The sequence below is a fragment of the Citrobacter enshiensis genome, assembly GCF_029338175.1.
In the GTDB taxonomy this organism is placed as follows: domain Bacteria; phylum Pseudomonadota; class Gammaproteobacteria; order Enterobacterales; family Enterobacteriaceae; genus Citrobacter_D; species Citrobacter_D enshiensis.
This window is the reverse complement of record NZ_CP119862.1, coordinates 2,585,525-2,597,912: the sequence shown is the minus strand read 5'-3', so window position 1 is coordinate 2,597,912 and position 12,388 is coordinate 2,585,525. Positions and strand designations below refer to the sequence as shown.

Genomic DNA, 12,388 nt, shown 5'->3' with positions numbered 1-12,388 from the left:
GCACAATAGCGCCACCCACTGACAATCCGTAGCGAACATCATGTCTGATAACGACGAATTGCAGCAAATCGCGCATTTGCGCCGTGAATACACCAAAGGTGGCCTGCGTCGCCACGATCTTCCCGCCGAACCATTACCCCTTTTTGAGCGCTGGCTGGGTCAGGCATGCGAAGCCAGACTTGCAGATCCGACGGCGATGGTGGTGGCGACCGTTGATGAAAATGGTCAACCTTACCAACGTATTGTGCTCCTCAAGCATTACGACGAAAAGGGGATGGTGTTTTATACCAACCTCGGTAGCCGTAAGGCGCATCAACTCGAAAACAATCCGCGCATCAGTCTGTTGTTCCCGTGGCACATGCTGGAACGTCAGGTAATGGTGATTGGTAAAGCGGAACGCCTTTCCACGCTTGAGGTGGTGAAGTATTTTCACAGTCGCCCGCGTGACAGCCAGATTGGCGCCTGGGTTTCGAAACAGTCGAGCCGTATCTCCGCGCGTGGCATCCTCGAAAGCAAGTTCCTTGAACTGAAGCAGAAATTCCAGCAGGGTGAAGTGCCGCTGCCCAGCTTCTGGGGCGGATTCCGCGTCAACATTGAGCAAATGGAATTCTGGCAGGGGGGCGAACACCGTCTGCATGACCGCTTTTTGTACCAACGCGAAAACAACGGGTGGAAAATCGACAGGCTTGCCCCTTAAAGATGCAAATTTCTTGTTTTAAGCGCTGGTACTCCTGATTCCGGCGCTTTATTCTATGTTTCTTTCGCATCAGGCGAAAAGTCGTGTACCGGCAAAGGTGCAGTCGTTTTATACATGGAGATTTTGATGGCAAGCAGTAACTTGATTAAACAATTGCAAGAGCGGGGGCTGGTAGCCCAGGTAACGGACGAGGAAGCGTTAGCAGAGCGACTGGCGCAAGGCCCGATCGCGCTCTATTGCGGCTTCGATCCTACCGCTGACAGCTTGCATTTGGGGCATCTCGTTCCATTGTTATGCCTGAAACGCTTCCAGCAGGCAGGCCACAAACCTGTCGCACTGGTAGGTGGCGCGACCGGTCTGATTGGCGACCCGAGCTTCAAAGCCGCTGAGCGTAAACTGAACACCGAAGATACGGTTCAGGAGTGGGTGGATAAAATCCGCAAACAGGTTGCACCGTTCCTCGATTTCGATTGTGGCGACAACGCTGCAATTGCTGCGAACAACTACGACTGGTTTGGCGGCATGAACGTGCTGACTTTCCTGCGTGATATCGGCAAACACTTCTCCGTTAATCAGATGATCAACAAAGAAGCGGTTAAGCAGCGTCTGAACCGTGACGATCAGGGCATCTCCTTTACCGAGTTCTCCTATAACCTGCTGCAGGGTTATGACTTTGCCTGCCTGAACAAACTGCACGGCGTTTCTTTGCAGATTGGCGGTTCCGATCAGTGGGGTAACATCACTTCCGGTATCGATCTGACACGTCGTCTGCACCAGAATCAGGTCTTTGGTCTGACGGTTCCGCTGATCACCAAAGCTGACGGCACCAAATTCGGTAAAACCGAAGGCGGCGCGGTCTGGCTGGATCCGAAGAAAACCAGCCCGTACAAGTTCTACCAGTTCTGGATCAACACCGCAGATGCTGACGTGTATCGCTTCCTGAAGTTCTTCACCTTTATGGACATTGAAGAGATCAATGCCCTCGAAGAAGAAGACAAAAACAGCGGTAAGGCGCCACGCGCTCAGTATGTTCTGGCCGAGCAGGTAACGCGTCTGGTTCATGGTGAAGAAGGTCTGGTGGCCGCAAAACGCATCACCGAAAGTCTGTTTAACGGCACGCTGAGTGCGCTGAGCGAAGCCGACTTCGAACAGCTGGCGCAGGATGGCGTACCGATGGTCGAGATGGAGAAAGGCGCCGATCTGATGCAGGCGTTGGTGGATTCTGAACTGCAACCGTCTCGCGGTCAGGCGCGTAAAACGATTGCCTCGAATGCTGTCACCATCAACGGCGAAAAACAGTCTGATCCTGAATACTTCTTCACCGATGCGGATCGTTTGTTTGGTCGCTATACCTTATTGCGCCGTGGCAAAAAGAACTACTGTCTGATTTGCTGGAAGTAACGCATTAAGTAACAGGGAGTGAGAAATCACTCCCTTATTTTTAATGTTCAGGTAAAAAAATGAAGAATATCCTCGCCATCCAGTCTCACGTCGTTTTTGGCCACGCGGGTAACAGTGCAGCAGAATTTCCGATGCGCCGTCTTGGCGCGAATGTCTGGCCACTCAACACCGTTCAATTTTCGAATCACACCCAATACGGTAAATGGGCCGGTTGCGTTATGCCGCCCAGCCATTTAACTGAAATTGTGCAGGGCATCGCTGAGATTGATCAGTTGCAGAAGTGCGATGCAGTTCTCAGCGGCTATCTTGGCTCAGCAGAGCAGGGTGAGCATATTCTGGGGATTGTTCGCCAGGTTAAAGCGGCAAATCCTCAGGCGAAGTATTTCTGCGATCCGGTCATGGGGCATCCTGAAAAAGGGTGTATCGTCGCCCCTGGCGTGGCGGAATTCCATGTTCGTCATGCGCTTCCAGCCAGTGACATTATTGCGCCGAATCTGGTTGAGCTGGAAATTCTCTGTGAACATGCCGTACATAATGTCGAAGAAGCCGTGCTGGCCGCCCGGGAGTTGATTGCGATGGGGCCGAAGACCGTGCTGGTGAAACATCTGGCGCGCGCAGGCTACAGTGCGGATCGCTTTGAAATGCTCCTGGTGACCCGCCATGAAGCGTGGCATATCAGTCGTCCATTAGTGGATTTCGGCGTTCGCCAGCCAGTGGGTGTCGGTGATGTGACCAGCGGCTTGCTGTTAGTCAAACTGTTGCAGGGCGCAACCCTACAGGAAGCGCTTGAGCATGTTACGGCGGCGGTCTATGAAATCATGATCGCCACGAAGAGTATGCAGGAGTATGAGTTACAGGTCGTTGCGGCACAGGATCGTATTGCGAAACCGGAACACTACTTTAGCGCAACGCAGCTCTGATTTAATGCCCGATGACGCTATCGCTTATCGGGCCATCGGTCAGTCCGTATTGTAGGCCGGGTAAGCGTAGCGCCACCCGGCGATAACAAGAGTTAATTCAACCCTTCTGCTTTAAGCGCCGCCTTGACGGTTGGACGTTCCGCGACCCGCGCCATATAGGCGTCAATATGCGTTAACCCTTCCATATTCAGCTTAACGGCTCGTGCCCAGCGCAGCACCGTGAACAGATAAGCATCCGCAATGGTGAAACGCTGTCCGCAAATCCACTGGTCATCTTTGAGTACATCATTCACGTAGTGCAGCTTTTTCTCCAGAAGGGCGCGAACTGTCGGTTTGTACTCTTCCGGGGTATCCGGGCGGAACAGCGGAGTAAAGCCTTTATGCAGCTCTGTCGCAATGTAGTTGAGCCATTCCAGCGTTCTGTAGCGAGCAATACTGCTGGTGGGCGCCAGTAGCTGGCGGTCGGGGACGGTATCGGCAAGGTATTGCATGATGGCGACCCCTTCAGTCAGCAGAGTACCGTCGTCCAACAGAAGTGCAGGAACCTGTCCTTTCGGATTCACCGCGAAATAATCATCGCCATTTTCCAGCCGTTTTTTAATCAGATCGACGCTATCAAGCGTGAAATCTTTACCGCTCTCGCGAAGGGTGATGTGGGAAGCAAGAGAGCAGGCACCCGGTTTGTAGAACAATTTCATCGGTAACTCCTTTTTGCTGAGGTTTAACCAATGGTAGTGCTACGGCGGCTAAAAAAAAAGCCGCTAACATAACGTTAGCGGCCTTAAAATCAGTTTCCCTGAAAATTACGCGGTTGCGGCCTTGGTGGCTTTTTTGCGGACATCGTCGTCCAGAGTCATGCGATTCAGTTTTGGTGCTGTCAGCAGCATCAGAACAGCGATAACCGCAGTAGCAATACCAATCTGCAGGAATACACGACCATAGACTTCCAGAGACATCAGCGGGTCAGTCACGTTTTCCGGCACCGCCATCATGTTAGCAACATAGCCACCAATGATGTTTGCGCCCGCCGTCGTCAGGAACCAGCTGCCCATGATGAAGCCCATCAGACGCTGTGGAACCAGCTGTGCGACCATTGCCAGACCCAGACCCGAAATCATCAGCTCACCGATGCTCTGCAAGCCGTAGCAAATGATCAGCCAGTTAACGGATACGATACCTGCTTCGTTAGCGAATTTCGCGCCTACTGGCAGGACCAGGAACGCACCGGAACACAGCACCATACCGATAGCAAACTTGGTCGGCATCGGCAGGGTATCGCCCATCTTGTTGTAGATAGCGGCAAGAATCGGGCTACCGATAATGATCCAGAACGGGTTCAGTGCCTGATACTGCTCTGGTTCAAACGCGATACCCAAAATAGAGTGTTCAACGTTACGAATAGCAAAGAAGTTCAGCGACGTCGGCATCTGGCTGTACAGAACGAAGAAGATGATGGCTTCGAGCATCAGAATGAAGGCAACAATCATTTTACGACGAGCAGCGCCTTGCATGGCGAAAGCTTCTTTACCGAAGATAAAGACGATACCCAGTGCAACAACGCCCAGTGCCATACGTGCGACCTGCTGGTTGTGCAGCAGCCAGGTTGCAATCGCGATCAGCACGATAACACCCAGAATGGTCAGCAGCAGATTACGGAAGTTGATTGGCTCAAAGTCAGGTTTGGAACCGTACTGTTTAACCCAACGCTGGCAGAATGCGAAGTTAACGACCGTGATCAGCATCCCGACAACGCTCAGTGCAAAGGCCGTGCTCCAGCCGTAGCGCGCAGCCAGCCATGGTGTTGCCAGCATGGAGAAGAATGAGCCGATGTTGACGGACATATAGTACATGGTGAATGCACCGTCCAGACGCGGGTCATCTTTCGCATAGCAGGTAGAAAGCAGAGAAGACGGGTTCGCTTTGAACAGGCCGTTACCGACCGCAATGGCCGCCATACCCATATAAACGATACCAGCATCGTGACCAGACCAGGCTACCAGAGCATAACCAATAGCCAATACGACAGCACCCAACATAATGACGCGCTTGGTGCCCAATACTTTATCACCTAACCAACCACCAATGGCGACCAGTCCATAAACCAGGGCGCTAAAGGAGGAGAAAAGGGTGATGGAATCAGCTTCTGACATACCCAGTTGTTTTACCAGGTATACGGCCATAATTCCTTGCAGGCCGTAATAACCAAAACGTTCCCACAACTCGATAGAGAAAATGAGATAGAACGCTTTAGGCTGTTTGAATGCGTTCAAACTTACGCTTTCAGTTGGTTTATTGTTTGCAGTAGACACTTTTACCTCTTTTTTTACATCCCATATTAACGGGGGAGTTCAGGTACGTGATGAGTCAAGTTCATCCGTCCGATTGTTATAGTGGGAGGGGAAACGGCAAGTAATGTTCACTATCTTGCCCTGTCAGACAAGGGGTTTGTAATGATCTGTTACATTTAACTTATCTGGTGGAATCATCGGTCGCACGAAATGTTATGTAGCGTTAAATTTTTTCTATTGAAGAAAGGCAGTTTTTTACTCTACAGAAAGGGGCGAAAATCCCTGTGATGGCGATATGTTCTGCTATATAAGCTTTCAGGCAGTGAAATAGGCCATTATCTGAAAAATAGCCAGTGTAATGTTTTGTAGTGAAAAGAGGGTGTCAGGTCATCTGATTGCGACATTAACGAAAAACAACAAAAAAATTCACATTGAGTTATCAAGGTGATCCTGGTCACGTATGAATAGAAATTTCCGCTATTAAAAAAACGATTAACCTGGTGGGGTGTTTAATGGCCAGAATATTCCATTGGAAAGGCGCACTGGCCTGGTATCATTGTCGGTAAATAGCGGCGTGTTAAGGGTGTAACAAAACGTTATGAATGTACGGAGGAAGGGCATCCTCCGTTTAGCTCAAATATCGACTTTCTCTTTAAATTCACAGAGATCTTCGATAATGCAGGAACCGCAACGGGGTTTGCGGGCGATACAGGTATAGCGTCCGTGAAGAATTAACCAGTGGTGGCAATCGACTTTAAATTCCGCCGGAACCACTTTGAGCAGCTTTTCTTCAACCTGCTCAACATTCTTGCCCGGCGCAAACTGGGTTCGGTTGCAGACGCGGAAAATATGCGTGTCGACGGCAATGGTCGGCCAGCCAAAGGCGGTATTGAGTACCACATTGGCGGTTTTACGTCCCACGCCGGGCAACGCTTCCAGCGCAGCGCGGTCTTCAGGAACTTCGCCATTATGCTGCTCAAGCAGTATCCGACAGGTTTTGATGACATTCTCGGCTTTGCTGTTGAACAGGCCAATCGTCTTGATATAGGACTTAACGCCCTCTACGCCGAGCTCCAGCATCGCCGCTGGGGTGTTGGCGACGGGGTAGAGCTTCGCCGTCGCTTTGTTCACGCTCACGTCCGTGGCCTGTGCTGAGAGCAAAACGGCGATAAGTAGTTCGAACGGCGACGTAAAATTGAGCTCTGTGGTGGGGTGCGGATTGTTGTCGCGAAGACGCGTCAGGATTTCCAGACGTTTTGTTTTGTTCATGAGACATTCCCTGTTTCGCCTGCCGGGGCATCTGCTGCAACGGCTTCGGCACGACGCTTTTTCATCTTCTCATCAATAAGGTATTTCACAGCCAGCATGAGTCCCAGACCGATAAAGGCTCCCGGCGGCAACATTGCCAACAGGAAAGGTGAGTCGGTATGGAAAATTTCTACCCGCAACACTTTTGCCCAACTGCCAAGCAGACCGTCCGCACCGTCAAACAACGTCCCGTTGCCGATGATCTCGCGCAGCGATCCGAGCACGAACATCGCGCAGGTGGCACCCATCCCGATAGAAAAACCGTCAAGCGCTGAGAGCGCCGGGCCTTTTCTGGCGGCAAACGCCTCTGCACGTCCTACCACAATGCAGTTCGTGACAATCAGCGGAATAAAAATCCCCAACGACTGGTACAGGCCAAACGCATAAGCATTGATGAGCATTTGTACTGCGCTGACCACGGAAGCGATGATCATCACGTAGATAGGGATGCGGATCTCTGCTGGCGTCCAGCGACGTAGTGCCGAAATCGTCAGGTTGGTCAGCGTCAGTACGAGCGTCGTGGCAAGACCTAAACCGAGCGCGTTGGTGGCGGTTGAGGTGACGGCCAGCAGAGGGCACATACCGAGTAACTGCACGAGGGCGGAGTTATTTTTCCAGAGGCCCTGAACAATGACGTCTTTAATTTCGCTCATGGTTTATTCTCCACAGGCGGTGAGTTGGGGGAGTTGCGCAGGAAGCGTTTGCGCATACAGACCTGCGCGTTTCACTGCATTAACAACTGCTCGCGGTGTAATTGTCGCGCCGGTGAACTGGTCAAAGTCGCCGCCATCTTTTTTTACGGCCCAGTGCGCGTCATTTTCTCCGCCGATGCTCTTGCCCGCAAAGTGGGTTACCCAGTCGGAGAGACGCAATTCTATTTTGTCGCCCAGGCCCGGCGTTTCATGGTGCTCTGTCACTCGTGTGCCGAGGACCGTACCGTTGAAATCGGCACCCACCAGCAGTTGAATCGCGCCGGAGTATCCATCCGGAGCCGTTGCCTCAAGGATAGCCGCAACAGGCGTATCGTCCATACGGGCAATATAAACGCGATGTGCGCCTTTTCCTAATGCCGGGCTGTTAACAACAAAGCAGCTATTCTGCAGATTATTATTGTAGCGGTCTGCCGGAATGACCTGATCAAACAACACTTTTTGCTGCAATGCTGCCTGCTCATCAATTGTCGTTTTTGTCATCATATTGATGGCGGCGGTCAGTCCTGTCGAACCCGCCGCAAACAGCGCCAGCGTGATGCCGTGTTTACGAATTGTTTTCAGCATGGTTTATCCTTTTCGATGACCGTACACGCGAGGCCGGGTGTAATAGTCGATCAGGGGAACGGTGATGTTCGCCAGCAGAACGGCAAAGGCCACACCATCGGGATAACCGCCAAAACTGCGGATAAGCCAAACTAACAAGCCTGCCAGTGCGCCAAAAATCAACCGGCCACGATTCGTCGTTGAGGCTGTCACAGGATCGGTCAATATAAAGAATGCGCCCAGCATGGTCGCGCCAGAAAGCAGATGTAACTGCGGCGATGCCAGTGACTGAGGTGAAAAAAGCCAGCCTAACGAAGCGCACAGGGCAAGCGTCAGCAAGAAGCTGACGGGAATGTGCCATTTGATAGCCTTCGTCCACAGCAGCCATACGCCGCCAGCCAGCCAGGCCAGGTTCACCCATTGCCAGCCCGCACCTGCCAACATCCCGCTGTAGATGGGGTATTGCATGATCTGCTCAACCGAGCGACCCGCATGCAGCGATGTCTTAAAGGTATCCAGCGGCGTTGCCTGGCTGATGCCATCAATGCCCATCCGCAGTGTGTTCATATCACCGCCAGTGGCGGTATGTCCGGTGAAAATCACCTGTATAGCATCTGATAAACCTGGGGCAGACGCCGCGATTTCGTGCGGAGGTAACCAACTGGTCATCTGTACCGGAAACGAGATCAGCAGGACCACATAGCCAATCATCGCCGGGTTAAACGGATTTTGCCCAAGGCCGCCGTAAAGCTGCTTGGCGATAATGACGGCAAACACGGTACCCAACACGACCATCCACCAGGGGGCGAGCGGCGGAATACTCACCGCTAACAGTAAACCCGTAAGCAGGGCGGAGTTGTCTTTTAAAATGGTGACCACTGGCTGTTTACGTAACTGGAGCACGACGGCTTCGGCAATCAGCGCGCTGGCCGAGGCCAGGATTATCTGGAACGACGTACCCCAACCGAAAAACCACAGCTGAGCGGCAATCCCCGGCAACGCGGCGATGAGCACCAGCAGCATGATTCGCGATGTCTGCCGCTGGTTATGGGTATAAGGGGAGCTTGCGATTCTGAATACCATTTATTCCTCGTTAACAACCTGCTGCTGTGCGGCTTTTTTTGCCTGAGCGCGGGCAATCGCTGCTGCGATGGCGGCTTTGCGTGGGTCCACGGGCTCGGCAGGATCACTGACTGCCTGTTGTTCCAGCTTACGTGCTTTAGCGCGGGCAATGGCCGCTTCGACGGCGGCTTTGCGCGGGTCCACGGGGTCGGCAGGCTCACTGGGCGCCTGCTGTTCCAGCTTACGTGCTTTAGCGCGGGCAATGGCCGCTTCGACGGCGGCTTTGCGTGGGTCCACGGGTTCGGCAGGTTCACTGGCTGCCTGCTGTTCCAGCTTACGTGCTTTGGCACGGGCAATGGCCGCTTCGACAGCGGCTTTGCGCGGGTCCACGGGTTCGGCAGGTTCACTGACTGCCTGCTGTTCCAGTTTACGTGCTTTGGCACGGGCAATGGCCGCTTCGACGGCGGCTTTGCGTGGATCCACGGGTTCGGCAGGTTCACTGACTGCCTGTTGTTCCTGCTTGCGTGCTTTGGCGCGGGCAATCGCTGCTTCGATGGCGGCTTTGCGCGGATCGGCATCGGTACGGCTCTCTTCGATGTTGCCGTTCTCTGCCTGTTTTGCCCGGGCCTGCGCTTTGCGTGCTTCGCGCGCCGCAATTACGGCGCTATTGTCTGGTTTTGCCCCCGCCTGGATAACCACCGGTTGCATTGCTTGTGCCTGTTTTTCTTTGACGCGAGCCAGCGCGGCGGCAATCGCATCATGATCTTTCGCCGCAGGCTGCACAGCGGCGCTTTTGTGTCGCTCAAGACGCGCGGCTTTCTCACGCTCAAGTCGTGCCTGTCGGGCTTCGAAGCGTGCTTTTGCTTCAGCGGCGCGCTTTTCTTCCTGACTGATGGCGTATATTTCTGCTTTTTCCTGCCGGAAGTACTGTACCAACGGGATATTGCTTGGGCATACCCAGGCGCAGGCACCGCATTCAATGCAGTCCGCCAGATTGTGCGCCGTCGCTTTGTCGTGCTGCTGGCCTTTGCTAAACCAGTACAACTGCTGAGGCAGCAGATCGGCCGGACACGCATCGGCACAGGCGCTACAACGGATGCAGCCTTTTTCTTCCTGCGGTTCGCCCATTTCAGCCGCCGTTGGCGCAAGGAGGCAGTTGGTGATCTTCACGACCGGTACATCCAGCCACGGCAGGGTGAAGCCCATGAGCGGTCCCCCCATAATCACCATCTGATCGGCGGAAGGGCAAAAACCGGCATCGTCGAGGAGGTGGCGAACCGGGGTACCCAGTCTCGCCCAGACGTTGCCAGGGCGACTCACCGCCTCGCCAGTTAACGTCACGACGCGCTCGGTGATCGGTTCACCATCAATAACCGCACGTTTGACGGCATACGCGGTGCCGACGTTTTGCATCAACACGCCGATATCGGAGGAACGGCCTCCATGCGGAACCTGCTTACCGGTCAAAATTTGTGTGAGCTGTTTTGCGCCGCCGGAAGGATATTTCGTCGGGATGACACGCAGCGAAATGTCGTGCGCGCCAGCCAGTACCGCCCGCAACATGGAAATGGCCTGCGGTTTATTGTCTTCAATGCCGATCAAAATCTCTTGCGGTTGCAGAATGTGCGCGAGAATGCGGATACCTTCCACCACCTGGGCGGCGCAGTCCTGCATCAGGCGATCATCTGCCGTAATATAGGGTTCGCATTCCGCCGCATTGATGATCAGCGTTTCGATCTTGTCGCCGCCGCCCTGTAACTTCACGCCGGTAGGGAATCCCGCGCCGCCGAGTCCAGCAACGCCGTACTGATGAATACGCGTGATCAGTTCTTCATGACTCCGGGTACGGTAATCCGCCCAGCCCTCGCGTTCAATCCAGCAATCTTCGCCATCAGCATCAATAATGACGCTGAGTTCTGCCAGGGCGGAAGGATGCGCGGTGGAATGGGGGGCAATGGCAACGACGGTGCCGGAGGTTGGCGCATGAACCGGAAGCATTTTCCCGCGTCCGCGGGTCAACGGTTGTCCACGTAACACGCGATCGCCTACGCTGACGCACAGTTCACCTTCGGCGCCAATGTGCTGTTTTAAAGGAATAACGAAACGCTGCGCCAGCGGAACCTGGCGCAGGGGCGTACCGTTTGACTGGGTTTTCATTTCCGGTGGATGAATGCCGCCGTCAAAATCCCAGATCTTATCTTTTCTAAAGGCAGAGAATAACTTAAGCATGTTGTTCCACGGGAATGATACGAACGGGAATGGTGTTCAAATCCCACTTCCAACTATCAGGTGTTTCAGCCACCGGACGTAACTCGATGCACTGGGTCGGGCAAGGGTCGACACACAGATTGCAGCCGGTGCAGAGATCGTTCATGACCGTGTGCATGGCGCGGGTGGCGCCCACAATTGCGTCTACCGGGCAGGACTGAATACATTTTGTGCAACCGATGCAGTTGTTTTCATCAATGACCGCCAGCATACGGACCGGAGTGAGGTCCTGTTCATCACCGTCAATGGGTTGCGGATCCACATTCAGTAATTCCGCAATTTTGAGCATGACGACTTCCCCGCCAGGGGCGCAACGGTTTATTTTTTCACCCTCGACGCCAATGGCCTCTGCGTAAGGGCGGCAGCCAGGATAGCCGCATTGTCCACACTGGCTCTGCGGCAGGATTTCGTCAATTTTCTCAACAACCGGATCATCTTCAACCGCGAAACGGCGGGAGGCATAACCCAGAATGGCGCCAAACGCCAAACCCAGCAGGCTCACGGCGGCAACGGCAATCCAGATAGCGTTCATTACAACTTCACCAAACCACTAAAGCCCATAAAGGCTAATGACATTAAACCGGCGGTAATCAGCGCTATTGCGTTGCCACGGAAGGGGGCGGGAACGTCTGCCACGGCGAGGCGTTCACGAATAGCGGCGAATAACACCATGACCAGAGAGAAGCCGACGGCAGCGGAAAAACCGTACAGTGCCGATTGCAGAAAATTATGACCGAGGTTGATGTTGAGCAGCGCCACGCCTAACACCGCACAGTTGGTAGTGATAAGCGGCAGGAAGATCCCCAACAGACGATACAGCGCTGGACTGGTTTTACGCACCACCATCTCGGTAAATTGCACGACCACGGCAATGACTAAAATAAACGCCAGCGTGCGCAGGTAGATGAGATCGAGCGGGATCAGGATCCAGGTGTCGATCAACCAAGCGCAAATAGACGCAAGTGTCATTACAAAAGTGGTAGCAAGCCCCATACCCATCGCGGTTTCCAGTTTTTTGGAAACTCCCATGAATGGACAAAGGCCCAGAAACTTAACCAGTACAAAGTTGTTGACCAGTACAGTTCCGACAAAGAGCAGCAGGTAATCAGTCATTTTTCGGCCTGAAATAAAAAAGCCGCCTATTATCTGTCAATCTACAGCAGGCGACAACAGGTTAACTGTAAGGTT

General features: G+C 53.4%; 12 protein-coding genes. 3 read left to right on the top strand and 9 right to left on the bottom strand.

Annotated features, from left to right (window positions below; genetic code table 11):
• Positions 1-40 precede the first annotated feature (40 nt).
• From pdxH to pdxY, 3 genes are all read left to right on the top strand, one after another.
• Entirely contained in the window at positions 41-697 is a 657-nt protein-coding gene (pdxH, locus tag P2W74_RS12675; RefSeq protein ID WP_276291858.1) for a pyridoxamine 5'-phosphate oxidase, read from the top strand.
• Positions 698-823: 126 nt separating this feature from the next.
• Positions 824-2,098 (top strand): tyrosine--tRNA ligase, encoded by a 1,275-nt coding sequence (gene tyrS / locus P2W74_RS12670; protein ID WP_276291857.1) that lies wholly within the window; start codon positions 824-826, stop codon positions 2,096-2,098.
• A gap of 59 nt (positions 2,099-2,157) precedes the next feature.
• Entirely contained in the window at positions 2,158-3,018 is an 861-nt protein-coding gene (pdxY, locus tag P2W74_RS12665; RefSeq protein WP_276291856.1) for a pyridoxal kinase PdxY, read from the top strand.
• Between the two features lie 92 nt (positions 3,019-3,110).
• On the opposite strand, the gene gstA is transcribed toward pdxY, so the two are convergent.
• The 9 genes from gstA to rsxA all read right to left on the bottom strand — a co-directional run bounded on the left by gstA (position 3,111) and on the right by rsxA (position 12,313).
• The gene (gene gstA, locus P2W74_RS12660) at positions 3,111-3,716 is read right to left on the bottom strand and encodes a glutathione transferase GstA (protein WP_276291855.1); all 606 of its coding nucleotides are present in this window, start codon (positions 3,714-3,716) and stop codon (positions 3,111-3,113) included.
• A 105-nt stretch (positions 3,717-3,821) separates the two neighbouring features.
• Positions 3,822-5,327, bottom strand: a complete 1,506-nt coding sequence (dtpA, locus tag P2W74_RS12655; protein ID WP_276291854.1) for a dipeptide/tripeptide permease DtpA — start codon at positions 5,325-5,327, stop codon at positions 3,822-3,824.
• 612 nt (positions 5,328-5,939) lie between these two features.
• Entirely contained in the window at positions 5,940-6,575 is a 636-nt protein-coding gene (nth, locus tag P2W74_RS12650) for an endonuclease III (RefSeq protein ID WP_192612114.1), read from the bottom strand.
• Positions 6,572-7,267, bottom strand: coding sequence for an electron transport complex subunit RsxE (gene rsxE / locus P2W74_RS12645; RefSeq protein WP_276291853.1), 696 nt, complete (start codon positions 7,265-7,267; stop codon positions 6,572-6,574). Before rsxE ends, nth begins: the two co-directional genes overlap by 4 nt.
• Before the next feature lie 3 nt (positions 7,268-7,270).
• Positions 7,271-7,891, bottom strand: a complete 621-nt coding sequence (rsxG, locus tag P2W74_RS12640) for an electron transport complex subunit RsxG (protein ID WP_276291852.1) — start codon at positions 7,889-7,891, stop codon at positions 7,271-7,273.
• A gap of 3 nt (positions 7,892-7,894) precedes the next feature.
• On the bottom strand, positions 7,895-8,953 hold the full coding sequence (gene rsxD / locus P2W74_RS12635; RefSeq protein ID WP_276291851.1) for an electron transport complex subunit RsxD: 1,059 nt from the start codon (positions 8,951-8,953) through the stop codon (positions 7,895-7,897).
• Positions 8,954-11,161, bottom strand: coding sequence for an electron transport complex subunit RsxC (gene rsxC, locus P2W74_RS12630; protein WP_276291850.1), 2,208 nt, complete (start codon positions 11,159-11,161; stop codon positions 8,954-8,956).
• Positions 11,154-11,732 carry an electron transport complex subunit RsxB gene (gene rsxB, locus P2W74_RS12625; RefSeq protein WP_276291849.1) on the bottom strand — a complete coding sequence of 193 codons (579 nt, stop codon included), beginning with the start codon at positions 11,730-11,732 and terminating at the stop codon, positions 11,154-11,156. Before rsxB ends, rsxC begins: the two co-directional genes overlap by 8 nt.
• Entirely contained in the window at positions 11,732-12,313 is a 582-nt protein-coding gene (gene rsxA / locus P2W74_RS12620) for an electron transport complex subunit RsxA (RefSeq protein ID WP_005121199.1), read from the bottom strand. The genes rsxB and rsxA overlap by 1 nt, the downstream gene beginning before the upstream one ends.
• Positions 12,314-12,388: the final 75 nt, after the last annotated feature.

Bases quoted from the DNA above. Each gene is read 5' to 3' on its own strand.
- pdxH (WP_276291858.1), top strand. From the start codon at position 41: ATGTCTGATAACGACGAATTGCAGCAAATCGCGCATTTGCGCCGTGAA.
- tyrS (WP_276291857.1), top strand. From the start codon at position 824: ATGGCAAGCAGTAACTTGATTAAACAATTGCAAGAGCGGGGGCTGGTA.
- pdxY (WP_276291856.1), top strand. From the start codon at position 2,158: ATGAAGAATATCCTCGCCATCCAGTCTCACGTCGTTTTTGGCCACGCG.
- gstA (WP_276291855.1), bottom strand. From the start codon at position 3,716: ATGAAATTGTTCTACAAACCGGGTGCCTGCTCTCTTGCTTCCCACATC.
- nth (WP_192612114.1), bottom strand. From the start codon at position 6,575: ATGAACAAAACAAAACGTCTGGAAATCCTGACGCGTCTTCGCGACAAC.
- rsxE (WP_276291853.1), bottom strand. From the start codon at position 7,267: ATGAGCGAAATTAAAGACGTCATTGTTCAGGGCCTCTGGAAAAATAAC.
- rsxG (WP_276291852.1), bottom strand. From the start codon at position 7,891: ATGCTGAAAACAATTCGTAAACACGGCATCACGCTGGCGCTGTTTGCG.
- rsxD (WP_276291851.1), bottom strand. From the start codon at position 8,953: ATGGTATTCAGAATCGCAAGCTCCCCTTATACCCATAACCAGCGGCAG.
- rsxC (WP_276291850.1), bottom strand. From the start codon at position 11,161: ATGCTTAAGTTATTCTCTGCCTTTAGAAAAGATAAGATCTGGGATTTT.
- rsxB (WP_276291849.1), bottom strand. From the start codon at position 11,732: ATGAACGCTATCTGGATTGCCGTTGCCGCCGTGAGCCTGCTGGGTTTG.
- rsxA (WP_005121199.1), bottom strand. From the start codon at position 12,313: ATGACTGATTACCTGCTGCTCTTTGTCGGAACTGTACTGGTCAACAAC.